This window comes from Acinetobacter sp. ABJ-A23_2 (assembly GCF_044538765.1).
Lineage (GTDB): Bacteria > Pseudomonadota > Gammaproteobacteria > Pseudomonadales > Moraxellaceae > Acinetobacter > Acinetobacter nosocomialis_A.
Map to the genome: position 1 here is coordinate 1 of NZ_JBIUCP010000041.1, position 24,255 is coordinate 24,255.

Genomic DNA, 24,255 nt, shown 5'->3' on the forward strand with positions numbered 1-24,255 from the left:
ACAATATATTTATTGATATATAATGACAAATATAGTGACTATGGATATTGCTTCAATTAAAAATTTCATCCAAAAAAATAAAGTAAGACATTTATCAAATAAAGTTCTGCATACTCATCCTTCACCTAAAATGTGGAAAACAGATTTAAAGGAAGAAGAAAATAATTACTTTTTATTAAATACAGATGCTCAATATAAGTCTATAAATTTATATTTAGGAATTCCATATTGTATTCCTACTGATCCACCTCATTGTGGATTTTGTCTTTTCCCAACACAAGACTATAAAGGTAAGCGGGAAATGGACTTTTATCTGGATTTTTTAAGTAGGGAAGCCCACTTATATAAAGAATTTTATCAAGGAGCTAAGCTTGAAAGTTTGTATGTAGGAGGAGGTACACCTAATTTACTTCAGCCTAATGATTATATGAAACTGACTAAGGTTGTATCTTCTCTTTTTCCCGATGCTGGTATATCTAGCCCTATAGAAATGACATTAGAAGGTATCCCTCAACTTTTTAATGAAGATAAAATAAGAGCAATTAAAGATGCAGGTTTTAACCGTGTCAGTATGGGAGTACAACAGGTTAATGATGAGTTAATCGCTACAAGCGGTCGAAAACAAACGAGAAAGCAGGTTTTTGATGCAATTGAATTATTCCATAAGTACTCTTTATCTTGTAACGTCGATTTGATCTATGGTTGGCCAAATCAAACAGTTGAGGCAATGCTAGGAGACTTGGCAAGTATTGTTCAATCAGGAATAAAACATATTACACACTATGAGCTTAATATTGCTGGTCGTTCTGACTTTGCGACAAAACAAAAGCAAAATACGCCCTCTATTGAGAAGAAAATTGAAATGTATAACATTGCCAAACAGTTCTTAATAAGCAAAGGCTATAAACAAAAAACAGTATATGATTGGGAGAAAGAAGATAATAACCAATTAATTTCAGAGAAATATTTATATGAAGATAACCTTAGAGACTGCTTAGATGCCAATGGACAAAGTAAAATGACCACAATGAGTGGATTGGGTTATGCAGCAGTTAATATGAGATTGCAACCTAACTCATCAAGCATCAACTCTGTTTCAGCAATGAATCATCGAAACCTAACTGAATACTACAATGCAATATCTTTAAATAAACTTCCTGTTGAACGTATGTTTGTTCATGATCCTGAAGACGTAAAGTTAATTTGGATATTTCAAGCATTACAGGAGATGAAAATTAACACCAAAAAGTACGAGAAAATTTTTAATAGTGATATTAAACTCGATTATAAGCCTATTTGGGATGCATTAGCCGAAGAAGGTTGGGTAGAGCATAAGGATGAATATATTAAACTTATTAATGAAGGTGAGTTTTATACTCCACTTATTCAGGCATTATTAAGTCAATCTAGAATAAAATCTTTGCAACAGTAGAAAATAAATGTCAATTCATAAAGAGCTGCATATTTTAAAAACAGATGACCATGGCGAGTTTGCTTTATGGGAAGTTGCTAAAAGCGAGAATACCCTGATAAAAAAAGAAGCAATTTTCTTATCTCATGGTGCTTTTTCAGACAAGACTGTTTGTATGGGTATCGCAGATTACTTGGCAAATCATGGATATATCTGTTTTATTTTAGAATGGCGAGGGCACGGCACAAGCCCAAAAACAGATATACCATTTAATTTTGAAACTGTTGCTTTGTATGAATATAAGACTGCATTTCATTATATTTATCATCATTTTAATATCGCCTCTTTACACTGTGTGACCCACAGTGGCGGAGGTTTATGCTTAACAATGTTCTTGATTAATTATCCAGAATATTTAAAGGATATCCAAAGTATTACTTTTATAGCTTGCCAAGCATTTGGAGCAGTAAATAACTCTTTTGATTTTATTAAACTCTTTTCTGCAAAACTCATTGTTAAAGGTCTAGGCCAGATACCAGCTAATAAATTTAAATTAGGACGAGTAAATGAAAGCTACTACACCATGCGACCTTGGTTTAACTGGAATTTAAAGCAAAATTTTATGAGTGAATTTAAAAATATTGATTATAAAAAACATATGAGCTCTATTAGAGTCCCAATATATTCTATTAGCGGAACTGGCGATAAATTTATTGCACCAGTTAAAGGATGTTATAAATATTTAAAAGCTTTTGAAAATCAAGATAACGTATTTCGTGAATTTGGTTACTCTAATAATAACTTGGAAAATTATTCCCATAGCCGAATTGTTTTAAGCCAAAATGCTGCTAGGGAAGTTTGGCCTACTATATTGAAATGGATAGATAAGAACTCAAAAGAAGTTCTATAAAGATTATGAAAATAAATTATTCAGGTTAATAAATAAGAATCTTATTTTAAGATTTTTAAACAACGTACTCACAGTTTAAAATAATAAAAAGCACCCTAAAGAGGATGCTTTTTATCTAGTCAGTGATTTTCAATATTTTAAGCAAGTAAGTTTTCTAAAATTTGCTCATAAATATCAGTTAAAGGATCAAGATCGTGTACATCCACATGTTCATTAATTTGATGGATAGTTGCATTTAGAACACCGAGTTCTAAAACTTGTGCACCTGTTGGCGCAATGAAACGACCGTCAGATGTACCGCCACTAGTTGATAGCTCAGTTTTAGTGCCAGTTACATTTAGAATAGCAGTTTGAGCAGCATTAACTAATTCACCTACTGGAGTCAAAAATGGCAAACCAGATAAGTTCCAGTCAATCTCATATTGCAAACCATGCTTATCTAAAATTTCATGTACACGCTGTTTAAGCTGTTCAGCTGTAACTTCTGTTGAGTAACGGAAGTTAAAAGTAACTTCTAAAGTACCTGGAATGACGTTAGTTGCACCAGTACCTGAATGAATATTCGAAATTTGGAATGAAGTTGCAGGAAAATATTCATTTCCATTGTCCCAAACAGTTTGGCATAACTGTGCTAGGGCAGCCGAAGCTTCATGAATTGGATTGCGAGCTAAATGAGGATACGCCACGTGACCTTGCTTACCGCGAACATGTAGTACGCCATTTAAAGAACCACGACGGCCATTTTTAACAATATCACCTAATTTACTTGTACTTGATGGCTCACCAACCAAACACCATGTAATTTTTTCATTACGCTCTTCAAGTGTTTCAATAACTTTAACTGTACCGTTAACAGCAGGGCCTTCTTCATCTGAAGTAATTAAAAAAGCAATTGAGCCTTTATGATTTGGATGCTTTGCTACAAAGCGTTCAGATGCGACCACCATAGCTGCCAACGCAGTTTTCATATCAGCTGAACCACGACCATAGAGTTTACCATCACGAATTTCTGGTGCAAATGGGTCTGAATTCCATGCTTCTAAACGGCCTGTTGGAACAACATCGGTATGTCCTGCAAAACAAAACACAGGCCCTTCAGTGCCGCGTCGAGCCCATAAATTATCGACATCTCCAAAGCGCATAGGTTCAATGTGAAAACCAGCTTTAGCTAAGCGGTCAGCCATAATCGTTTGGCAAGTATGATCAATAGGAGTAACAGAAGGCTGTTGTAAAAGTTCTAAACTAAGCGAGAGAGTGTCTGAGTGGTTCATACCGGAAACTACATGATGAGTAGGTGAAATATAGTCCGATATAATAGGCGAATCTCTGAAGGTTGGGTATTTAAAAATAAAAAAACCTTATCGAAGTGATAAGGTTTTCCGAAGCTGTGCATAACTTACATTTTATTCTCAGTTTTTTGTGCGGTATTACTTACAGCATCACCAGCTTTAGAGACATCTTTACCAAAACCCTTGAACGTATTACAGCCAGTTAATACAAATGCAATCATTACAGACGCGACTAAAACTTTTTTCATCATTTTCTCCGTTTAAATTTAATAATGAAGTAAATTTAGATTAAAAAACAAACGCAAAAAGAAACATGACTATTTAATAGTAAAAACGTTATAAATTGTTTCTATAAGCTCATACCTACTTGTAAAGCGGCATTTTTTCATCGCTGTCGAGTCCTAAGCTTAAGAGCGGAGGATGTCTAAACATATAAAACTGAGTGTTCTCAGTGTTTCTATAATATAAACCGTCAGTCCACCAATAAGCAGTGTTTGAGCTTGCTTGTTTATTAGGGCAAAGCCATTCATGTCTCTCTAGACGATAAAAATTAGAGTTAGGAATCACTGTTCCCCAAAATCCGAGACGACGGGTTGAATTTACCCAGTCCGGAATCGATTGGTCTTGAGCTGAATTTAAGGGAAGGTAGAGCTGACCTTTTAGTACAGCAAAACGCTGTTGAACTTTAAAACCTAAAGCTTCTGAAAACTGAAACTGCTTATCGGTAAAGTGATAAAGCTTTTTACTCAAAGTATCTTCTCTGTTTAGGCCAATCCACTGTTCTAAATTTAATTGACCTTCACCCAAGTAATATTTTAGGGCAACTTCCCAATGTTCAACTTGTTGAGTTTCTTTATTTAAAACTAAAAAATCGAGCTCCCCTAAAGTTTTTGCGCCCTCAATTTTTTGAATACTATGGCCTAATAACTGATAAGAATGATATTGATCTTCCTGTAACCAAAACCAAAGTAAATTTTCAAAACGTAAACCTAAGCGTGTGCTTTTAAGCCGAGACATAAACTGAAGTAAAGGTTCTGGTGTTTCATCGAGTTGTTTTAAACGTGGTAAATAGTTCTGAAAATGTTGTTCCCAAATCTGATCAGGGTGTAATTGAAAGTTATGCTGAATAGAAAGACTTTGAGGAAGATGACAAAGTAAATTGGGACTAGCAATAGTAAAGGCTAATTGTCTTACCATTGGATGGTTGAACTGTAGCCATGGCTCATAATAGGATGTTTTAACTGAGGCAATATTCATACGTTTAGTACTCGAAATAATTCATCCCAATTTCATGGTCGATCAACAAAACAATACCAGAAAAACACTTTATACTACGATCAACAATAGCTTAAGGTTTATATATGCGAACATTGTTTTGGCGAACTCTGGTCGTGATTTTTATCACGCTTGGTATTATTGGAGCAATTTTACCAGGCATGCCGACAACAGTGTTTCTTATTCTGGCTGCTTGGGCTGCCTCAAAAGGATGGCCTCAGATGGATGCATGGTTATTAAATCATCCAAAATATGGACCAACCCTACGTGACTGGCGAGCCAATGGTACGGTACCACGTAAGGCGAAATGGATTGCAAGCATTATGATGACCGCAAGCGGTATTTTAATGCTTTTTACCTCTGCGCCATTTTGGGTGAAAGTTTTCACTGATACTACCATGCTTGTTGTTGCAATTTGGTTATGGCTACGCCCTGAGCCAAAATTAAAAGATTGATAATCTTTTAATTTTGGCGCAAGACAAGCAGTGAAACTGCGCGTAGATAAAAGAAGATTGATAATCTTTTAATTTCGGTGCAAGACAAGCTTTCCCATAATTTTTCATTAAAGCTCAAAATAGAGTTGAGTTTATATAAGAGAAGAAATTCCATGTCCCAATTTAAACTTGAAGATGCAGATATTCTTATCGATTTAGCAAACCAAACTTTAAGCCTCCCTAAACATAATAAATTTTACATGGTTTCTACGGGTAAGAATGGAATAGGGGAACAAGAAAATACCGGCAAAACTCCACGTGGATGGCATCGTGTTGCCCAGAAATTTGGTATGCAGTCACCTAAAAATGCAGTTTTTATTGCACGTAAGCCAACAGGCGAAGTCTATAGCAGTGAACTCGCTACACAATTTCCAGAACGAGATTGGATATTGTCACGCATTCTTTGGTTAGATGGTTTAGAAGAAGGCTTTAACAAAGGGGAAGGCCACGACACTATGCAACGTTATATCTATATTCATGGTACACCTGATAAAGAACCGATGGGTGTTCCAATGTCACATGGATGTATTCGAATGCGTAATGATGAAATCATTGAATTGTTTGATTTAGTCCCTGAAGATGCTCTTGTTTATTTGTCTGAACAATCTTTAACCTAAATTCTGTTTTTAAACATTCTTGTTTTATTCATCGAATGATCAAAATATTAAAATAAGTGCTTAAATAAAATACAAAAAATTGTTTTTTACTTAATAATGACTTATTTTTAATCATTCATTCGCATTTTTTTGAAAAGTTGTCGAAAAGCGTTTGACACCTGTTAAAGATTCTCTATAATGCACCTCACAAACGATGAAGACGTTAAGGGCGCTTAGCTCAGTTGGTAGAGCGTCTGCCTTACAAGCAGAATGTCGGCGGTTCGATCCCGTCAGCGCCCACCAAGCCTTTACGTTAAGCTCTCAAGTGCAGCGGTAGTTCAGTTGGTTAGAATACCGGCCTGTCACGCCGGGGGTCGCGGGTTCGAGCCCCGTCCGCTGCGCCACTTAAGACTTAACATCGTTTACCCCACAATTGCGATATTGTGAAAGTGCAGCGGTAGTTCAGTTGGTTAGAATACCGGCCTGTCACGCCGGGGGTCGCGGGTTCGAGCCCCGTCCGCTGCGCCACTTTTATAAAACGCTTTTGCAGGGCGCTTAGCTCAGTTGGTAGAGCGTCTGCCTTACAAGCAGAATGTCGGCGGTTCGATCCCGTCAGCGCCCACCATAATTTGTGACCATGCTTTATTTTTAAAGTATTGCAAGTGCAGCGGTAGTTCAGTTGGTTAGAATACCGGCCTGTCACGCCGGGGGTCGCGGGTTCGAGCCCCGTCCGCTGCGCCATTCTCTTGATTCCCTGATCTAGAGGATGTAATGTATAAAGACTGCGTTTGTTGTCTTTTTCAATCAGGGCGCTTAGCTCAGTTGGTAGAGCGTCTGCCTTACAAGCAGAATGTCGGCGGTTCGATCCCGTCAGCGCCCACCATAATTTTTAAGTTTTAAAAAATATGCGCTAATTTATTTAGTGTTTTTGGCGTTTCTGCTATTCCTATTTCTTATCTATCTATTTTATCTCTTCTATTGTTAGTCAAAACCTATCCTTTCTATGCTTAATTTTTTAAGTTCAGATTTTATTACTTTAAATTATGATTACTATCTGGTTTAACTAAAGCTGCCATGCCGTAAAGCTATAGCAGCTTTCTGAACTAATATTAATACTCGTTTAGAATCCAGCCACTCGCATACGCAAAGTATTCACGTAGCCAAGCGTTATAGCGTGTGACCAAAGGAGTTTCAGCAGCAACTGTATAAACCTGGGTATAGCCTTGTTTCTTTGCAATAGCTGCAGCTCGTGGGGTATGGAAGTCACTTGTAACAATCGCAATAGGTTGATCAATACTAATATGAGCTTGCTCAAGTAGTGGTTTGCTGTTTCTAAGGTTAAGTTCAGTACTTGTGCTTTTGTCTTCAAGAATCATTCGGTCTTTTGCTATATGAAAACGTTGTTCCAAGTAATGAGACATGACTAATGCTTCGGGTTCTTTCTCTGAAAAGTCTAAACCACCTGTTAAAACAACTTTTGCTTGAGGTTGTGAAAGGGCAACAGGGGCTGCTGTATCAAGGCGTTTTGCAAGAATGGCAGAAGGTTGACCATTTTCGACACCGCTACCTAAAACAATAATTGCCTTCACAGCGGGAATATTTTGACCTGTATCTTTATTTTCTTTAATAAAATTAAAAAAATAGCCTAAGCCTATTAGCCAGATCCAAAAACATAGCCATCCAAAACGCCAAACTGAATGCAGGCGATAGTGATAAAAGAAAAAACGTTCCAGATGATAATAAAATAGTGCATAGAGACAGAAAAATGCCCCTAAGATTAAAGGAACAATTGTGCCTACATGAATTTTATTTAGAAAAGCTAGAAATAAGCCGTCCAAAAATAAAATCGAACCAATGATAGCTAAGAAAATCCGAATCCACTTACTGACTTGCATTGTGTTTAAAGTTGCAATTTAAATTGCAGACAGTGTATGCAAAATCATTACTAATTCAATGCTGATTGCAATAAAAAGCCGAGTAAAGCATTTTAGCTATTACTCGGCTTTATTATTTATTGAAATTTAATAAACATCGCGGCGATAACGGCCTTGCTGTCTTAGCTCATCGACTTGTTCTTCACCTAAAATATCAATAAGCGCTTGATCTACTCCGCTAGCCATACCTTCAATACTTCCACAAATATAAAGAACTGCACCGTGCTCAATCCATTTGACCAATTCCGCTGCATTTTCTCTTATTAGATCTTGAACATATATACGTTGCTCTTGATCACGTGAGAATGCCAAATCAAGTCGCTTTAACATTCCCATTGTTTGCCAAGCTTCAATAGTTGATGCATAGAAGAAATCATGAGTTCGTTGGCGTTCACCAAAAATAAGCCAGTTTTCAGTATAGTTATGACGAGTTCGGGTATGAAGTAAACTCATTAAACCTGCGATTCCCGTTCCATTGCCGATACAGATAATTGGGCGATTATCATCGATCAAGTGAAAAGATTCATTGGTGCGAATACGTAATGCAATACTCTGATTAATTTCTGTGTATTGAGTCAGCCAGCCAGATCCTAACCCTAAATGACCAGATTCATCGGATTGCTGGCGAACAACCAAACGAAGCGCTTGCTGAGAAGGGATGCTAGCAATTGAATATTCCCGCGTTGGTAGGGTAGGGAGCTGTTCTAATAAGTGGTCCAGATTCGCAAACGGTTCAATTTCACCCGTTAAATCTTTATTCCAAAGCGCCTTTTCAATAGAAATTTGTAGCGAGTCTACCACTGCATTTCTAAGAATATGGTGGTGTTGTAAAAACTCATTAATACGTTCAGGACTATTACCTGGTTGTATTTCAGCAATATCTCCCGCTTGCCATACAGCTTCATGATTGGCAGTAAGTTCAATATTGTAAGCGGGTTGCCCTAGACTATTTGGGTTGAGTAAATCACGTTGTTGTAATGTCCAAGTGTCAAATACTTTTTCAAGATTAACAGCATGCAAATCTAGTTTAGTTGCTTTTGTAAGAGCTTGATTCCAGTTTTGAATATGTGCTGGATTTGCATTATCGACTTCAATCATATCAAAGTAGGCTTCAGCTCCATTGTTTTTAAGCCATGCATCTACAGTGTGACCAAAACTACAATAAGTATCTGGGTATTCTTTCGAGCCTAAAGCTAACACAGCATATCTGAGATGTTTGAGCTCTAATTGCGTTTTTAATAGCTTTTTAGCAAAACTCGAAGCTAAATCTGGTGCCTCTCCAGTACCATAAGTACTGATCACAAAAAGAATTTGTTGATGCTGTTGTAAATCCGCTTCAGTTAACTGTTGTATAGATTTAACCTGAACAGGTTGATGTGCTTCTTGTAAGCTAGTTGCGGTACTCCATGCGAGTTGCTCTGCAACTCCTGTTTGGGTGGCATAAGTAATTAACCAAGGTTTAGCATTTTGATCAATGTAGTGACCAGCTAAAGATTGGCGAGCAGCTTGTGTTAGTTTTTTCTGTTTACGACGTTTTAGGTAAAGCATCCATCCGGTAACAAAGAATAAAGGCATCGCTAAAGACGCAAGCATTGCTACAAATTGATAAACTGGTCCAAAGAAGCTGCCACGGTGTACGGGTAACATGCTACTCATGATTTTTTGATTAAGCTTTTTATCTTCATAAAGCTCCATCTTTTCAATATGGGCAGTTTTATAGTTATAGACAGCTTGGTTACGCGCACGTTCATGTTGTGGTGTTGCATCAACAAAAGTTAATTCTAATTTTCCATCATCTTTTTTCGGTAAATTCACTGTTAAAGTTGAATAGTCACGTCCGATTTTATTGTTAAAGCCGCTCCAAGTTTGGTTGAGGGCAGTAATCAACTGAGCGCTATCTAATTTAGCTTCAGAAGATTTGTCTTTATTACGTCCAGCTCCGTCATGTCCTTGCATTTTAGGTTGTTCTACACCTAGTATTTTGAACATACCGCTACGCCACCAGTCATACGACCAATATAAACCTGTACACGCAAAAAGAAGATAAAAAACAATAACCCATGTGCCTACGACAGCGTGTAAATCCCAAATAAAATTTCGACCTTTAAGTTTGGGTTTAACAGCAAGCCATTGACGTGCAGAGTGTTTCTTAGGCCAACGTAAATATAATCCGCTCAAGACAAAATAAATGAGCATGAGGGCACAAGCACCAGTAATTTGTTTACCGAACTCTCCAGCAGTTAAGTTACGGTGAATTTGTTGTATTAATAAAAGTAACTCGCGGCCTTTAACATCAGGCAATACCTGTGCTGTATAAGGGTTCACCATCATATTGTAGCCACGTCGTTCGCCTTCTTTTTCAATGTTTACAACAGATGAGGCGGTAGGATCTTTGGCTATGGTAATACTATTAATTTTAATTTCAGGCTGGGTTGTTGTGAAATGCTGATAAAGCTGAGCAGGGGTAAGCTTAGGTGAGCTTTCTGCTTGTACAACATAACTATCTGTATTTACCCATTTTAAAATTTGTTGATCATAAGAATAAATTGCGCCTGTAACACCCATAATTGATAAGATGAGGCCAGCACTAATACCCATAAACCAATGAATTTGAAATAAAAACTTTTTAACCATGGTCGAAAAATGTGAATATGATGGAGATCTTGTAACGGAGTATAGCCGAAGATTGAGTAGATAGTATGGATTTTGGAGATAATATTAATTTTCATTATCATTTATTTTTAGCATAATAAAAAACCTCCTGTAAAGGAGGCTTTTTAATGAGGTGAACTTATAAAGTTTTTGGTTCACCTACAGTTTCTTTCAAATGCTTACGAATTGTATTGAAAGAAAAGTTTTTAGAGTCCATGCGTTTAGGCAAGATATACGCACCTTGCTGTTCTTGGCCCTTAGGATCTTTTACTTTAAAGTTAACTAAAATAAAGTCAGGGGTGTTGTACCATTCATAGATGTTTTTCCATCCAATGGTTCCAACGCCTTCTTGTAAGCCCATTTGCTGGCGCATTACGATACCGTGAGGTTGTACACCTAAGCGAATGCCTTTAATTTCCTGTACAGGAAACTCATTCATCTTACGCTTAACATACCATTCCAAACCATATGTGCGGCCAAGGTAATAAAGTACTACACCAACAATGGCAACCCAGCAAATCACTGTAGAGTAGTTCTTAATAAAAATAAGACCTAAAATCGCAAGGGCTAAAATTACACCCATAATTGCCCAGATTTTTGTGCTGATTTTATTGGTGCTGCGCCAGATAAGAAGCTGTGCATTACGTTGTTCAGCTTCTGTTACCTCGTAAGGAACTGGCTGAAGCGTATAAGCATATAAAGTTTTCGCGGTCATAGTGCAAATAACAAATTGTAAACTGTTTTAAGTTTAGCATTAATTGGCATAAGTCAGGAAAGGATATTATGCCAATTTCATACTAAATTCCGACTCAAATTTATAATGATGCGAGTTCGCTGGCATCATTATCTTGATCATGACTTAGTCGTTGTTTCAACATACTAAATCGATTTAAAACACTGAGCATCAGTGATAACTGCTGTAAAATAATGAGTGACTTTTGGTCTTCCTCATCATTTTGGCTTAAACGTTGACGTATTGTTTTAAGCATGTTTTGTGCTGTTAGGTCAGGCATTTCGTCTCTTAATAACGCACCTTGTATATCGTCTAATGCTTGATCTAGAACTTTAAGAACAGCTTGATCTTGAATCTTCTCTCGATGTGCTCCAAGTGCTGCGATATAACTTAAAAATGTATGATTGAGACATAGAAATTCAAATATATCTGACTTGCGGGTAGGGTCAAAATCTGGCTCAGTGGCTAAAGTTGAAATTAGTGAAGCGACCTCAGCATCGGTATTATGGGCGGCACGGCGAACAATACGATAATTAAGCGCATGGTTATGTCCTTCATGGTATTGCTTTACCACTTCCGCTAAATAATTACATTGTGCTTGTAAGGAGCGTCGAATACTGCGCGGTAGGCGGCGGAATTTCCAGTCAGGCCAAATGAAGGTGACACCAAACCACGCCAATGCACATCCAATTAAGGTATCAACAAATCTAGGAATAGCCGCAGCGACTGCCGAGCCATCTAAGTTGAAGTTAATTAATGCCAAAATTGTGATGAAAGCGGTTGCTTGGGCATATTGCTTACTACGTAACTCGAAAAATAGTACGCCGCTTAAGATCAGCATGACTAATTGCCCTTCCACAGAAGGGACTAGAAACACCACACTAAGACCGACAATAATGCCGACTAATGTGCCAACTATACGCAAACGTAAACGACGTTTGGTCGCGTTAAAGTTAGGTTGGCTAACAAATAGTGCGGTCAGCATAATCCAGTAGCCATATTCGATTCGAGTGGTTTGAATAAATACATATCCAATGAACAGAACAATCGATACTCGAATGGCATGACGAAACAGCACAGATTCAGGTGTTAGATTTTGTTTAATTCGAATAACAATATCATTCCAACCCTTTAAATCATCATCTTTGAGTTGGTTTTCAGCCTGTTTCACTTTATCAGACTGAATATGCTGCTCTGTTTCTAAGTTGAGTAATTGTGAGTCGATAGACTTCAAATTTCGGTATAAGGCAAAAAGTGCGTTGACCCAGAGTAAATCATACTGTTGATCATTTCTTAACTTTACTAAAGATAAGCGTAAGTTCTCGAAACTCTGCTTAAAGCGTTTGTTATGGATATATGGTTTGCGCTGTAAAATGCATTCATTTAGCTCTTGGCAAGCTTTACCCTGAATCGCCAAAATACGCTGAAATCTAAATAAAATATCACTGTGCTGAAAAATCTTCGCTAACTTTTGATAGTCGATGTGGGCAGAGTCTGCACGTTCATGAATATCTTGTGCGACAAAGTAATAATGTAAACTACGGCGAGTACCTTTTTGTCCACGGTCTCCTTTTAAACGGGTTAAAAGGGCGGTTTTAAGATCATTAAAAATCGTTATCAATTTGCCATTTTCTAATGAAAGATCAATCATACTCTGCTGATAACTCGCAGGAGTCATATCAACATCAAATAAATTAGATTTAGCAAATAGAAAGTCACCTAATGAAGCATAAGAGGCCGCAAGTTTGTCTTGAAGCTGACGAACCGGAAATAATAAAAAGCTAATGGTTGCAATAAGCCCGTACCATGCTGCACCCGCGACCAAAAGCGCTGGCTGTATATACCACTGGTCAAATAAATGGACTCCGAGCATGGTATAAACCGACACAACTAGACATCCATAAGAGATTGTTGCGTAACGGCGGCCTAATGAGCCAAGTAAAATCCAGCCAATGCAAGAGGCGATTAGTCCTAGTGCAAAAAGCATTGGATAAGGGAAAAGTAATTGTACGGAAGCTGCGGTAATGAAGAAACCAATATAGGTGTAAATCAAATTCATGATACGCACTGAAAAGCGATCATCAATGTCACTTAAACCAGCTGCGACCACACCTAAAGTAAGGGGAATTGTTGCTAATTGATGGCCTAGAAAATAAGGCACGAATGCAGTTCCTGAAAAGGCGATCAGCATCCGCACGTTATACATAAATGATGTGTTATAAGTCGCTCTTTTTAGGCGTTTAAACCAAGATTTCAAATGAAGTCCTTGCTGATCAACCTGAGTGATAAAGGATTTGCGTATTTCTACACCAATGTTGCACAAATCATACGATAGACAGTGTAAGCTTGTCTGTATGCAAATGATTGAAAAATGAAATATCGTTATGTCTGAACAAACAGCCCAGCGTCAATATTCAATTGGCTGGATTATGTTGCTCGCTTTACTCACGGCTTTAGGGCCATTATCCATTGATATGTACTTACCAGCGTTGCCTCAAATGGCTCATGATTTTGGCGTAAGTACACAAATGGTAGCAAACACATTACCTGCTTATTTTTTTGGTTTAGCCATTGGTCAATTGGTATATGGGCCTTTAAGCGACCGTATTGGAAGAAAGAAACCACTTTATTTTGGGCTTGCGCTTTATGCAGTTGCAAGCTTGTTTTGCGTGCTCGCTACAAATGAATGGGGTCTAATAGCAGCGCGTATTTTACAAGCTTTAGGTGGTTGTGTAGGTGTGGTTATGGCTCGTGCTGCTATACGTGATCGGTTAGATGTTCAAGGTTCGGCACAAGCTTTTTCTAGCATGATGATCGTGATGGGTTTAGCACCTATTTTGGCACCAATGATTGGAGCTTGGATTTTAATCTGGTTTCCGTGGCAAGCGATTTTCATTGCACTTTCAATTGTTGGAGCAATCTGCTGGTTATGCGTACATTTCTTTTTTAAAGAAACTTTGGCAATCGATAAAAGGCTCAAGTTATCTTTATATCAAGTGGCTACCTTATATGGTGCTATTTTCAAAGATGCGAGCTTCCGGTTACCTATGTTCGCAGGGTGTTTAACTGGTGCTGCATTATTCTGCTATATCAGTTCAGCTCCAGCCGTTTTTATGGACCAGTATGGCCTAAATCAGCAAGAGTTTGCTTACGTATTTGGACTGAATGCTTTTGGCATTATGTTGATGTCATCTTTAAACAAGCACTTAACAACACGTGTTGAAATCACTAAACGTTTAAGAGCTGGTTCAATGGTACAAGTTACAGGGGCAAGCATTGTATTAATTGCTGGATTAATTCCTGCGGCACCTTTATGGCTTGTAATGATCGGGTTATTTTTAGCGATTTCTGGAATTGGTTTAACAGGGCCAAATGCCATGGCCCTTGCCATGTCAAAGCAAGGTGCTCGCGCTGGAACAGCCAGTGCAATCATGGGAAGCATGCAATTTGCTTGTGGCCTTTTAGGTGGCGTGTTTCTTAACTTCCTGATTTGGTCTGCATCACTCAATATGGGTGTGATGATGGTGTTATTTACTTTAAGTGGTTTCATCGTTGTTTTAAAAGCAGCACAACAGGCAAAAAGTAAACCTCTCTCATAATTTTAAGAGAGGGGTTTTCAGAAATTCTTAATCTAGAAAAACTGCGAAGTTCTCTACAGGCTCTCTGGATGTAATAAATGTATTTACAATGTGTGCAGGATCGGCATGACCTAATGCAACTGCACATACCAGCTCTTCATCATCTGCTGCGCCCAAAATATCTAGAACTATCGGGTGGAAATGATTCCAAGCTGCCTGTGGACATGTATCTAAACCACGTGCTTTAGCAGCGACCATGAAATTTTGAATCATCATGGCGATATCCATTTTTGAACCAATTCCCATTGCTTTATTGACTGTAAAGAAAATCCCGACTGGTGCATCAAACAGTTTGAAATTACGTAATTGCTGTGCAGCCATTTTTTCTTTTTCACCCTTTTTAATCTCTAGTAGACCATAAAGTCCCCAACCATTTTCGCGGCGACGGTCAATAAAGGGTGAAACCCATTTTTCAGGGTAATAGGCAAAGGTTTCTTTATATTGTTCCGCAAGTTCTGGATTTTTAGAAATCTCAACTTGTGCTGCACAAACGCGCTCTACCATTTCATCACGTTTTTGCCCTGTCACTACATAGACTTTCCATGGTTGAATATTGGTCCCAGAAGGTGCTCGACTTGCGACTTTTAAGATGTCTTTAATGACTTCGGACTCAATTGGAGTATTTAAAAAAGCACGGACAGAGTGTCGAGAGGTAATAGCTTCGTCAACAAGGCGGACTTGTTCCAGATTCATGAGTACTCCTGATCTTTTCTTTCAATATTAACTGCTTTATAGAAGTCTAATTTCATATGTTGAAATTGATGCATTTATAAGCAAAAAATATTAGAAAAGAGATATCCTTACATGTATGATGAGTCGATTCGTTTAGACATAATGTCTAATCAATGATAATTCGAATATGCCACTTTCTATTCAAATAGACAAAATAGTGTGACTTCGTCAGTTATAAAAATAAAAGTATAACAGTGGATGAGCGAAAAATATTCAACTAGAAAAAAGGTATAATATGTTTAAAAACAGTACAAAACGGATGATTTTGTATAAAATGCGACCAATTTTTATATAAAATTTTAATGAAAAACATACACAAAAGTTTAAATTTCTGCATAATACCGATTTTTTACGCAAGTATGATTTCTCCATACTCACGTTAGGAAAAAGTAGTAGCTGCATAATAAAATACTTTTACAAAAAGGATTTTATGCAGAAGTGGAGAAATACACGAGGTATAAGGAGCTTTACATGAGTTTACCGCTCATCAACAAGCAGTTCATGAAACAAGGATTGGCGATTACCATTGCAACCATGAAAATGAACTTAACTCACGCAACGACTAAGCCACAAAAAATACAACAGCTTGGTACACATCTCAATGCACTCTTCTTTCATTGCAAAGAAAGGGGCTCAGATAGTCGCGTCATAGCGATCGCTTGTTACAGTCTTTGAAATTTATATGCAGTTTAGACATTCGCTCAAAAGTATATGTAAATATGCTTATTGGCTTAAATCCAGATTTTTTGTAACTCGATTAATTGATGGGAATCATTAAGCGAGCTGATTTAGCGGTGGTCATTTGTTAGTTTCCAAGTTTGTAGCCGAGTCGATGCATACTGTTCACCCAAATGGGGTTATGTTCAGTGATGCGATGAATTCATTTTATTTGAAGGATGCTTTCTCTCATGCGACCTTCAAAGGATTAGTGCTGGGCACCATGTTGCTTAAACTTGTGACGATAATTGCTAATCAATTGACATTAAAAGTTTTTTCTTAAATGTACTGAAAAAGTCCCTATTGCTAGGGGCTTTTTTGTTTATTGCAGTATTTTGGCTTGTGCTAATAGCACATTAGCAAGAACGTAAGCGGACCGAGTATGAATGAACAACTCAATGCGACATTGATGTCGTGGGTAAAATTTTTTAATGACCCTTTATGGGATTTCCTAGTTATTTTCTTGCTGGCTGTCGGTATTTTTTATACGGTCTTAACAGGTGCAGTGCAAATTCGCATGTTCTTGCAAAGTATTCGTGTCATGAAAAGTAGTCGTACAGAAGGCGAAGATGAGCATGGCCTTACACCTTTCCAAGCATTTGTAACAGGTCTTGCGAGCCGTGTTGGGGTAGGTAACATTGCTGGTGTAGCAATCGCTATCGCAATTGGTGGTCCTGGTGCAGTGTTCTGGATGTGGGTAACAGCTGTTCTTGGTATGAGCTCGGCTTTTATTGAGTCTACACTTGCTCAGCTATTTAAAGTTCGAGACAGCAAGAGCAAACAATTCCGTGGTGGACCGGCTTACTATATTACTCAAGGTTTACGTAGTAAAACCTTTGGTGTGGTTTTCGCACTAGCATTAATCTTTACTTACGGTTTTGTATTTAACTCAGTACAAATCAATGCGATTGCTAATGCATCTTCGCATGCATGGGGGTGGGACAAAGCCAATCTTATTGCTCATTTAGGTGGCGTTGATTTAGAAATCTCTTGGGTTGGTCTTGCGCTTGTCGTTATGGTTGCGTTGGCAATTTTTGGTGGTATTAAACGTATTGCTAAATTTGCAGAAATGTTCGTACCTTTAAAAGCAGGTCTTTACCTATCTGTAGCGTTATATATTGCATTAAGCAACTATGCAATTTTACCTGATGTGTTAAAACTCATTGTAACTGAAGCTTTCCATTTCAATGCTGCGGCAGGTGGTTTCTTTGGTGCTGCCGTATCAATGGCAATGATGCAAGGTATTAAACGTGGTTTGTTCTCAAACGAAGCAGGTATGGGTTCTGCACCAAACGCAGCTGCTGCGTCTGATGTAAAACATCCTGTAAACCAAGGTTTAGTACAAATGCTTGGTGTATTCGTAGATACATTTATTGTATGTACAAGTACGGCAATCATTATTTTAGTTTCTGGTGTATATCAAGACGCAGGCTTTGTTGGTGTTGAATTAACTCAACGTGCATTAGAGACTCAAGTTGGACACTGGGGATCTGACTTCCTAGCAGTTCTATTATTCTTGTTCTGCTATTCTGCTGTATTAGGTAACTATGCTTATGCCGAAAGTAACGTACAGTTCATTAATAACAACCCGAAAGTTATGTTCATCTTCCGTATTTTTGTATTGGTGATGGTGTACTTCGGTGCAATTGGTAGTGTGCCACTCGTTTGGTCAATGGCTGACTTGTTTATGGGTATCATGGCGACTATTAACTTAATCGCAATTTTACTTTTAACGCCTGTGGCTCGTACTTTGTTGAAAGACTACCGTGAGCAATTAAAGCAAGGTATTAAAGAACCAGAATTTAAAATTAATAAATATCCAGAGTTGAAGAAAAAAGTCGATTCAGATATTTGGTAATTTTCAAAAAAGCCCCTTAGAAATAAGGGGCTTTTTTTATGATGCATAAAAACACTTGAGTATAAAATTTAAACATGACAAATTAAATAAATTCACTACAGCTTTTCACAAAACGAGCAACTAAAATTGCAATTCGAAAATTAACGTCATAGTGCAAAGATGGGCCATGAAACAGCTTAAATTGTGGGTTCTCGGACTTTCTATGGTGTTGGCTGGATGCCAGACCACCTCACACTTGTCTGCCTTAAAACCGCAAACGGCAGAGGCATACTCACGTTTTGTTGATCAGCCTTTTGCCCAGCTCAAGAAACAACATAAAAAACCAGTTGTTGCGTTAGTGTTAGGTAGTGGTGGAGCCCGAGGTTATGCACATATCGGCGTGATTGAAGTTTTAGAGCAGCATGGTATTCGTCCTGATTTTATTGTTGGAACTAGTGCAGGCAGTATTGTTGGGGCAATTTATGCGAGTGGTAAAACACCTGCTGAACTGCGCGATACCGCTTTGAAAATGAAAGCGGCCGATGTTCGTGACATTAGTATCGGTTTAAAAGGTTTTTTTGATGGCAAAAAAGTTGAAGACTATGTAAACCAACAAGTAAATAACTTGCCGCTCGAAAAAATGAAAATACCGATGTATGTGGTTGCAACAGAGCTAAAGCATGGCACAAAAACCGTATTTAACTATGGCAATACTGGGCAAGCTGTAAGGGCATCTGCTTCAATTCCGAGCATGTTTATACCCACTAAAATTGGTAAATCTGAATATGTAGATGGAGGTTTAGTCAGTCCAGTACCTGTTGAAGTAGCTCGTGATTTAGGTGCTGATGTCATTATTGCTGTAGATATTTTGGCTCAACCGATTTATACGGAAACCTCGAATGTATGGGGGCTCTTTAACCAGAATATTAATATTATGCAAGGGCGTTTAGCTGCTGAAGAACTTCAATATGCAGATGTTGTGATTCAACCGGATTTAAGAGAAAAAGCCCATATTTTTGATGTGAAAGGCCGTGAAGCAACCATGAGAGCCGGTATAGATGCAGCAAATGCAAAACTGTCTGATATTCAGTTTGCAATTGATGAAAAAATAGCTGAACAGAATCTTTCTACCGATGGTTTAAGTGCCCAGTCAAAATAAATTATAAGCAAGTATATGAAAATTAAATAAAAGCCCAAGAAGGGCTTTTTTGTTGAAAAATAAAAGATTTGTATGTACTGATAAAAATTTTTGTATAGTGGAGCTATGCTGAAAACTACTCATGACAGATATGAGAAATTCATGCTATTTTCAAAAAAATAATTGATTTGTAACGTATTGAGGCCGATTAATTAGATGATTCAGCAACAGGTAAAACATGAGTTTCCAACATTAGAAGATATACATGCCGCTGCAGAGCGTTTAGATGGTTTAGTGGTTAAAACACCTTTTGTTTTTTCAGAAACCATTTCTAAAACCCTAGGGGCAGAAATGTGGCTGAAATTTGAAAATCTACAATTTACGGCTTCTTTTAAAGAAAGAGGCGCATTGAATAAACTTTTGAGTTTATCTGAACAAGAAAAGCAACATGGTGTAATCGCTGCTTCAGCGGGTAACCATGCACAAGGGGTTGCTTATCATGCTCAGCGCACAGGCGTAACAGCCACTATTGTCATGCCTAAATCGACACCCAATGTAAAGGTACAACGAGTACGTGAATACGGCGCACGTGTAATTTTGCATGGACAAGACTTTTCTGAAGCTGCTGCTGAAATGCATCGTGTCGCTCAAGAAGAATCATTAACCATTATTCATCCTTTTGACGATGCTGAAATTATTGCAGGTCAAGGTACCATTGCGCTTGAAATGCTAGGTGCCGTACCTGACTTGGATATATTGGTAGTCCCTATTGGTGGTGGTGGTCTCATTTCTGGTATTGCGATTGCAGCAAAATCGATAAATCCTAAAATTAAGGTCATCGGGGTTCAGTCGGTGGTTTACCCAAGCATGGCGAAATTGCTTTGTAACTATCAAATCGCAGTTTCATTAGGTTCAACCGTAGCTGAAGGTATTGCGGTTAAAACTCCGGGTGAGCTGACGACTCAAGTTGCTAAAGAATATGTTGATGACATTGTTGTTGTCACTGAAGACATGATTGAAGAAGCGATTGCGCTGTTACTTAACATTGAGAAAACAGTGTGCGAAGGAGCAGGGGCGACAGGTATCGCTGCAATTATGTCTCGACCAGATCTATTTTTAGGTCATAAAGTCGGGGTTGTTTTATCTGGGGGTAATATTGATACACGAGTGATGGTTTCCGTATTACAGCGTCATTTAACGCGTACAGGACGTATGGTTCGTATTCGTGTTGAATTACCAGATAATCCAGGTGCCTTAGCGCGTTTAACCGCGATTATTGCAGAGCAAGGCGGTAATATTTATGAACTGCGCCATGAACGCTTTGCAGCAACAAGCCGTGCTAAAGAAAGTGCGGTCAGTGTTGATGTCGAGTTAAAAAGTGCTCCAGATCTTGAACCTTTAATTCAGGCTATGCAGCTCGAAGGCTATATTGTTCGTAAAGAAGAGATTTAAACACAGATATCGCTATGATATAAAAGCCGTATATGGCTCTTAAGGGAGTCATATACAAAGCAATTTAAATGGATTAAATTGCAAAAAGGATGAATTTACAAAAAAACGATCAAATCCTTCAATGAAATGGGAAAAACTGACAATTCTCTAAACTTTGCCCTTCACAATTTTAAGGTTTAGGTTTTAGTATTCTCTTCATTGCAAATTTGAAGAAATATAGGGATAACAACACTCAATGTTCAAATCATTTTTTCCGTCACCACGATATTTTTTTATATCGGCGGTTATTTGGATCGCACTAAATATGGTGCTCTGGTACACAGGTGGAAACACTTGGGGAACTTTTATCGGCTTTGCTCAAGGCTATCATCAAGCTCAATTACCTGTTGGTGTTAGCCGTTTTTGGTCTCCAACTTTCTTATGGTTTTATGTCTGGTTTTTAGTCTCTACAGCATTGTTTGCTGGTTTTTGGAAAATTGTTTCCAATAATCCTTGGCAAAGATGGTCCATTTGGGGTTCTGCTTTTATTCTATTTAACATCTGGTTTGGTGTTCAGGTCAGTGTTGCCATTAATGCATGGTATGTACCGTTTTGGGACTTAATTCAAAAAATGCTTTCTGATGGAGGTGGAGATCTCTCTGCACTATACAGTGAAACTCTAGTTTTTCTTTATATTGCAATGGTCGCTGTAACCTTAGCTGTCATTAATGCTTTTTTTACAAGTCACTATGTATTTCGTTGGCGTACGGCAATGAATGAGTACTACACGGAACATTGGGAAAAGCTTCGCCATATTGAAGGTGCTTCGCAGCGTGTACAAGAAGACACCATGCGTTTTGCGACTATTATGGAGGACTTAGGTGTTGAACTGGTAAAAGCTGTGATGATTTTAATTGCATTTTTACCTATTTTATTTCAGCTCTCTAAACACGTTCCTGTTTTACCAATTGTTGGTGAGTTAAACCACTCTTTGGTATGGGCTGCAATTGTATGGGCTGCTTTTGGTACCATTTTATTAATGGTTGTTGGTATTAAATTGCCTGGTCTACAATTTAACAATCAAAAAGTAGAAGCAGCTTATCGTAAAGAATTGGTTTATGGTGAAGATCATGTCGACCGTGCAAAACCAGCTACTTTAAAAGAGCTTTTCAGTCGAGTCCGTACAAACTATTTCCGTCTCTATTTTCATTATGCTTACTTTAACTTGGTAGCAACTTGGTATAAGCAATTAGACATTTTATATAGTCTAGTGGTCTTATTCCCTGCAATTGCGAGTGGGAAGATGACGTTAGGCTTAATTAACCAAATTGGTGGTGTATTTGATAAGGTTCGTGAATCATTCCAATATTTAATTAGTTCATGGAAAACCATTATTGAGTTACTTTCGATTTACAAGCGTTTAAAAGCTTTTGAATCAATATTGCATAAATAAATGAAAACCCGCGAAAGCGGGTTTTTTTATAGGTACAAATATTTAATGAGTTGCATTATAAAAATTAAGAATAGGACCAACTAATGATTGCTGAGATTTATCTAAGGTGACTTGAATCTCTTTGTAGTTGAACGTGTCCTCATCATAATATTTGGCAATACCATGCGTTTTATTGTTCATTTGTGGAATTTGATAACTAAAAAAAGCCACTTTTTTTGAGGGATGAACGATGTTAATGAGTTTTTTAGGGTCTTTAAAACCGCCAAAATCATCTTCAACACTTTCTTTTAAAAGTTCAGGAAAATACAGCGTTGCATTTGGTAATCCACACCCAACGCAAAAAGAAGAGTCATAAAGCTCTATCGCTTGTTTTTGATCTGGACTCATTGCTAAAGCAAAACCAGTTCCATTCGCACCTGCATTTGCTTCTACATCTTGCCAGTTACGTGGAACCAGTACTAATCCTATTTCAGGTAATGCAAGAAGCTTGAGTTGTTTGGCATGTTGAGCATCGAGTTTAAAATTAAAATTACAGCTTTTAGGTGTGCATTTTTCAAAATCTTTAAGTAAACCATCCTCCATTGGGTTTTGTGCAGTAACGCCATAAAAAGGGACTGTAACGCCGTTTAAAAAATTTGCTTCTCCAAGCTTGTAGAACTGATTATCTGCTTTGCGGGTTGCATCAGAGCTATCAAACTTTGGAAAAAGAGGAGTAAAGCTTTTTACTTCTGCATAAGCAGTTGAAGTGAGACTTACCAATGCCGTGCATAATAAAAAATTTAATTTTTTCATTTTTAGAAAGTAATCAATTTAAAATCTTATATAAATCTAACATATTCTTTTAAACTATAAGGTAGTTCAAAATTGAAAACTGTTTTTAATTTCATAATAAAAACAGATTTATAGAGATATGGAAAAATGAAAAATATACTTTCAATTTGCTGTTTAGCAGCAATAAGTTCTTATAGTTTTGCTCAAGATATTAAAGGCATTTCATTTTCTCATCAAGAGTGGGAAATCTATTGTAGTAATACGGGTACTTGTAAGGCTGCTGGCTATCAAAATGAAGACAATGGTGATAATCCAGCTTCAATTTTAATAACGCGTAAAGCAGGGCCAAAACAACCTGTGCAAGTTGAGTTTGCTTTGTCTGACTATGAACAAAGCATGCCTGCAAATCAGCTTAAAAATATCCATTTTTATATCAATGGCAAAGACTTAGGGCTTGTGGCTGTAGATGGTACTGAGCTGCCAATTATGGGTAAATTAACTAGTTCACAAGCCAATGCTGTACTGCAGCAGTCTAAACAGAAAACTGAAATTGTATTTAAAAATGCGCAACATGAATGGAAAATTTCTGATGCTGGTATGACTGCTGTGTTATTAAAAATGGATGATTTTCAGAAGCGTATTGGGACCGTTGGTGCTTTAGTCAAAAAGGGCAGTGCCAATGAAAATCAAGTGCTGATGCCTGAACCAAAACTAGTTGTAAAACGTATTAAAACGGCAACTAAACCTTACTTAACTTTACAGCCAAAAAATAAACAGTACCAAACAATATACCGTAGCCTGATGGCAGCTAAACCGAATCCGAAAGAAGACGGCTTTTGTGAAGGCGTTTATGGCGGTAATAGTGATGGAGCTGAACCACAAGAAATTGACCTATATAAATTAACCAATCAAAAAGTTCTGGCGACTACATTGTGTTGGAGAGGGGCTTATAACGAAGGGTATGGAGCTTGGGTACTCGATGAGTCTTTAAATGGTAAGGCAACGTTTGTGACCGAGTCCGCTTCAGATTTCGATAGCGGTATGATCAGCAGTTCTCAAAAGGGACGAGGTATTGGAGATTGTTGGGCAAGTGAAGAATGGGTCTGGGATGGCAAGAGTTTTGTGCATACTAAGGATATGTGGACGGGTATGTGCAAAGGCTTGGCCGCAGGTGGGGTGTGGGAGCTTGATCGTATTGAATCAGTCGTAAAGTAAGTATTTTACAGTTACAGAGTCATAACAGG

Annotated in this window: 21 protein-coding genes and 6 tRNA genes; 18 read left to right on the forward strand and 9 right to left on the reverse strand. The window is 37.8% G+C overall.

Annotated features, from left to right (window positions below; translation table 11 throughout):
* Positions 1-22 precede the first annotated feature (22 nt).
* The gene (locus ACH63V_RS13770) at positions 23-1,432 is read left to right on the forward strand and encodes a coproporphyrinogen-III oxidase family protein (RefSeq protein ID WP_396463817.1); all 1,410 of its coding nucleotides are present in this window, start codon (positions 23-25) and stop codon (positions 1,430-1,432) included.
* A gap of 7 nt (positions 1,433-1,439) precedes the next feature.
* Positions 1,440-2,321, forward strand: a complete 882-nt coding sequence (locus ACH63V_RS13775) for an alpha/beta fold hydrolase (RefSeq protein WP_396463818.1) — start codon at positions 1,440-1,442, stop codon at positions 2,319-2,321.
* 137 nt (positions 2,322-2,458) lie between these two features.
* On the opposite strand, the gene dapE is transcribed toward ACH63V_RS13775, so the two are convergent.
* From dapE to ACH63V_RS13790, 3 genes are all read right to left on the reverse strand, one after another.
* Positions 2,459-3,592, reverse strand: a complete 1,134-nt coding sequence (gene dapE / locus ACH63V_RS13780; RefSeq protein ID WP_396463819.1) for a succinyl-diaminopimelate desuccinylase — start codon at positions 3,590-3,592, stop codon at positions 2,459-2,461.
* Positions 3,593-3,717: 125 nt separating this feature from the next.
* Positions 3,718-3,861 (reverse strand): entericidin A/B family lipoprotein, encoded by a 144-nt coding sequence (locus tag ACH63V_RS13785; RefSeq protein ID WP_002051109.1) that lies wholly within the window; start codon positions 3,859-3,861, stop codon positions 3,718-3,720.
* 112 nt (positions 3,862-3,973) lie between these two features.
* On the reverse strand, positions 3,974-4,867 hold the full coding sequence (locus ACH63V_RS13790) for a DUF1853 family protein (protein WP_396463820.1): 894 nt from the start codon (positions 4,865-4,867) through the stop codon (positions 3,974-3,976).
* A 104-nt stretch (positions 4,868-4,971) separates the two neighbouring features.
* On the opposite strand from ACH63V_RS13790, the gene ACH63V_RS13795 reads away from it, so the two are divergent.
* The 8 genes from ACH63V_RS13795 (at position 4,972) to ACH63V_RS13830 (ending at position 6,858) form a co-directional block, all read left to right on the forward strand.
* Positions 4,972-5,340: a YbaN family protein gene (locus ACH63V_RS13795; RefSeq protein WP_002051275.1), complete on the forward strand. Its 369-nt coding sequence runs from the start codon at positions 4,972-4,974 to the stop codon at positions 5,338-5,340.
* Positions 5,341-5,492: 152 nt separating this feature from the next.
* Complete coding sequence (gene elsL / locus ACH63V_RS13800) at positions 5,493-5,996, forward strand: cell wall-recycling L,D-carboxypeptidase ElsL (RefSeq protein ID WP_396463821.1); 504 nt, start codon at positions 5,493-5,495, stop codon at positions 5,994-5,996.
* 206 nt (positions 5,997-6,202) lie between these two features.
* Positions 6,203-6,278 (forward strand) — tRNA-Val (locus ACH63V_RS13805).
* Between the two features lie 24 nt (positions 6,279-6,302).
* Positions 6,303-6,379 (forward strand) — tRNA-Asp (locus ACH63V_RS13810).
* Positions 6,380-6,426: 47 nt separating this feature from the next.
* Positions 6,427-6,503 (forward strand) — tRNA-Asp (locus ACH63V_RS13815).
* A gap of 21 nt (positions 6,504-6,524) precedes the next feature.
* Positions 6,525-6,600 (forward strand) — tRNA-Val (locus tag ACH63V_RS13820).
* A 39-nt stretch (positions 6,601-6,639) separates the two neighbouring features.
* Positions 6,640-6,716: transfer RNA gene (locus tag ACH63V_RS13825), tRNA-Asp, on the forward strand.
* Between the two features lie 66 nt (positions 6,717-6,782).
* A tRNA-Val gene (locus ACH63V_RS13830) sits at positions 6,783-6,858 on the forward strand.
* Positions 6,859-7,084: 226 nt separating this feature from the next.
* On the opposite strand, the gene ACH63V_RS13835 is transcribed toward ACH63V_RS13830, so the two are convergent.
* From ACH63V_RS13835 to yccS, 4 genes are all read right to left on the reverse strand, one after another.
* Positions 7,085-7,870, reverse strand: coding sequence for a YdcF family protein (locus ACH63V_RS13835; protein ID WP_396463822.1), 786 nt, complete (start codon positions 7,868-7,870; stop codon positions 7,085-7,087).
* 126 nt (positions 7,871-7,996) lie between these two features.
* On the reverse strand, positions 7,997-10,543 hold the full coding sequence (locus tag ACH63V_RS13840; protein WP_396463823.1) for a PepSY domain-containing protein: 2,547 nt from the start codon (positions 10,541-10,543) through the stop codon (positions 7,997-7,999).
* A gap of 157 nt (positions 10,544-10,700) precedes the next feature.
* Entirely contained in the window at positions 10,701-11,276 is a 576-nt protein-coding gene (locus ACH63V_RS13845; RefSeq protein ID WP_002051565.1) for an SdpI family protein, read from the reverse strand.
* 100 nt (positions 11,277-11,376) lie between these two features.
* Positions 11,377-13,551 carry a YccS family putative transporter gene (gene yccS, locus ACH63V_RS13850; protein ID WP_396463824.1) on the reverse strand — a complete coding sequence of 725 codons (2,175 nt, stop codon included), beginning with the start codon at positions 13,549-13,551 and terminating at the stop codon, positions 11,377-11,379.
* Positions 13,552-13,678: 127 nt separating this feature from the next.
* Between yccS and ACH63V_RS13855 the strand changes: the two genes are divergently transcribed.
* Positions 13,679-14,893, forward strand: coding sequence for a multidrug effflux MFS transporter (locus ACH63V_RS13855; protein ID WP_396463825.1), 1,215 nt, complete (start codon positions 13,679-13,681; stop codon positions 14,891-14,893).
* 27 nt (positions 14,894-14,920) lie between these two features.
* Here ACH63V_RS13855 and ACH63V_RS13860 read toward each other — a convergent pair whose 3' ends face one another.
* Positions 14,921-15,625: a nitroreductase gene (locus ACH63V_RS13860; protein ID WP_396463826.1), complete on the reverse strand. Its 705-nt coding sequence runs from the start codon at positions 15,623-15,625 to the stop codon at positions 14,921-14,923.
* Positions 15,626-16,135: 510 nt separating this feature from the next.
* Here ACH63V_RS13860 and ACH63V_RS13865 point away from each other — a divergent pair.
* The 6 genes from ACH63V_RS13865 (at position 16,136) to sbmA (ending at position 22,240) form a co-directional block, all read left to right on the forward strand.
* Positions 16,136-16,339: a hypothetical protein gene (locus ACH63V_RS13865; protein WP_263614502.1), complete on the forward strand. Its 204-nt coding sequence runs from the start codon at positions 16,136-16,138 to the stop codon at positions 16,337-16,339.
* 184 nt (positions 16,340-16,523) lie between these two features.
* Positions 16,524-16,664 carry a hypothetical protein gene (locus tag ACH63V_RS13870; RefSeq protein WP_263614921.1) on the forward strand — a complete coding sequence of 47 codons (141 nt, stop codon included), beginning with the start codon at positions 16,524-16,526 and terminating at the stop codon, positions 16,662-16,664.
* Positions 16,665-16,763: 99 nt separating this feature from the next.
* Positions 16,764-18,239 carry a sodium:alanine symporter family protein gene (locus ACH63V_RS13875; RefSeq protein ID WP_263614501.1) on the forward strand — a complete coding sequence of 492 codons (1,476 nt, stop codon included), beginning with the start codon at positions 16,764-16,766 and terminating at the stop codon, positions 18,237-18,239.
* A 166-nt stretch (positions 18,240-18,405) separates the two neighbouring features.
* Positions 18,406-19,377 carry a patatin-like phospholipase family protein gene (locus tag ACH63V_RS13880; RefSeq protein ID WP_396463827.1) on the forward strand — a complete coding sequence of 324 codons (972 nt, stop codon included), beginning with the start codon at positions 18,406-18,408 and terminating at the stop codon, positions 19,375-19,377.
* Between the two features lie 195 nt (positions 19,378-19,572).
* A complete protein-coding gene (locus tag ACH63V_RS13885; protein WP_087606030.1) occupies positions 19,573-20,808 on the forward strand; it encodes a threonine ammonia-lyase in 1,236 nt (411 codons plus the stop codon).
* Positions 20,809-21,043: 235 nt separating this feature from the next.
* Positions 21,044-22,240, forward strand: coding sequence for a peptide antibiotic transporter SbmA (gene sbmA, locus ACH63V_RS13890; RefSeq protein WP_263614498.1), 1,197 nt, complete (start codon positions 21,044-21,046; stop codon positions 22,238-22,240).
* A 42-nt stretch (positions 22,241-22,282) separates the two neighbouring features.
* Here the strand turns inward: sbmA and ACH63V_RS13895 are convergent, their stop codons facing one another.
* Positions 22,283-23,032 carry a DUF4850 domain-containing protein gene (locus tag ACH63V_RS13895; protein WP_311070032.1) on the reverse strand — a complete coding sequence of 250 codons (750 nt, stop codon included), beginning with the start codon at positions 23,030-23,032 and terminating at the stop codon, positions 22,283-22,285.
* Between the two features lie 126 nt (positions 23,033-23,158).
* Here ACH63V_RS13895 and ACH63V_RS13900 point away from each other — a divergent pair, with 126 nt between their 5' ends.
* Positions 23,159-24,226 carry a DUF1176 domain-containing protein gene (locus tag ACH63V_RS13900; RefSeq protein ID WP_263614496.1) on the forward strand — a complete coding sequence of 356 codons (1,068 nt, stop codon included), beginning with the start codon at positions 23,159-23,161 and terminating at the stop codon, positions 24,224-24,226.
* Positions 24,227-24,255: the final 29 nt, after the last annotated feature.

Bases quoted from the DNA above. Each gene is read 5' to 3' on its own strand.
- ACH63V_RS13835 (WP_396463822.1), bottom strand. From the start codon at position 7,870: ATGCAAGTCAGTAAGTGGATTCGGATTTTCTTAGCTATCATTGGTTCG.
- ACH63V_RS13775 (WP_396463818.1), top strand. From the start codon at position 1,440: ATGTCAATTCATAAAGAGCTGCATATTTTAAAAACAGATGACCATGGC.
- sbmA (WP_263614498.1), top strand. From the start codon at position 21,044: ATGTTCAAATCATTTTTTCCGTCACCACGATATTTTTTTATATCGGCG.
- ACH63V_RS13840 (WP_396463823.1), bottom strand. From the start codon at position 10,543: ATGGTTAAAAAGTTTTTATTTCAAATTCATTGGTTTATGGGTATTAGT.
- ACH63V_RS13845 (WP_002051565.1), bottom strand. From the start codon at position 11,276: ATGACCGCGAAAACTTTATATGCTTATACGCTTCAGCCAGTTCCTTAC.
- ACH63V_RS13860 (WP_396463826.1), bottom strand. From the start codon at position 15,625: ATGAATCTGGAACAAGTCCGCCTTGTTGACGAAGCTATTACCTCTCGA.
- ACH63V_RS13870 (WP_263614921.1), top strand. From the start codon at position 16,524: ATGTTCAGTGATGCGATGAATTCATTTTATTTGAAGGATGCTTTCTCT.
- ACH63V_RS13885 (WP_087606030.1), top strand. From the start codon at position 19,573: ATGATTCAGCAACAGGTAAAACATGAGTTTCCAACATTAGAAGATATA.
- elsL (WP_396463821.1), top strand. From the start codon at position 5,493: ATGTCCCAATTTAAACTTGAAGATGCAGATATTCTTATCGATTTAGCA.
- ACH63V_RS13865 (WP_263614502.1), top strand. From the start codon at position 16,136: ATGAGTTTACCGCTCATCAACAAGCAGTTCATGAAACAAGGATTGGCG.
- ACH63V_RS13770 (WP_396463817.1), top strand. From the start codon at position 23: ATGACAAATATAGTGACTATGGATATTGCTTCAATTAAAAATTTCATC.
- ACH63V_RS13875 (WP_263614501.1), top strand. From the start codon at position 16,764: ATGAATGAACAACTCAATGCGACATTGATGTCGTGGGTAAAATTTTTT.
- ACH63V_RS13785 (WP_002051109.1), bottom strand. From the start codon at position 3,861: ATGATGAAAAAAGTTTTAGTCGCGTCTGTAATGATTGCATTTGTATTA.
- ACH63V_RS13795 (WP_002051275.1), top strand. From the start codon at position 4,972: ATGCGAACATTGTTTTGGCGAACTCTGGTCGTGATTTTTATCACGCTT.
- ACH63V_RS13900 (WP_263614496.1), top strand. From the start codon at position 23,159: ATGAAAAATATACTTTCAATTTGCTGTTTAGCAGCAATAAGTTCTTAT.
- ACH63V_RS13855 (WP_396463825.1), top strand. From the start codon at position 13,679: ATGTCTGAACAAACAGCCCAGCGTCAATATTCAATTGGCTGGATTATG.
- ACH63V_RS13790 (WP_396463820.1), bottom strand. From the start codon at position 4,867: ATGAATATTGCCTCAGTTAAAACATCCTATTATGAGCCATGGCTACAG.
- ACH63V_RS13880 (WP_396463827.1), top strand. From the start codon at position 18,406: ATGAAACAGCTTAAATTGTGGGTTCTCGGACTTTCTATGGTGTTGGCT.
- ACH63V_RS13895 (WP_311070032.1), bottom strand. From the start codon at position 23,032: ATGAAAAAATTAAATTTTTTATTATGCACGGCATTGGTAAGTCTCACT.
- dapE (WP_396463819.1), bottom strand. From the start codon at position 3,592: ATGAACCACTCAGACACTCTCTCGCTTAGTTTAGAACTTTTACAACAG.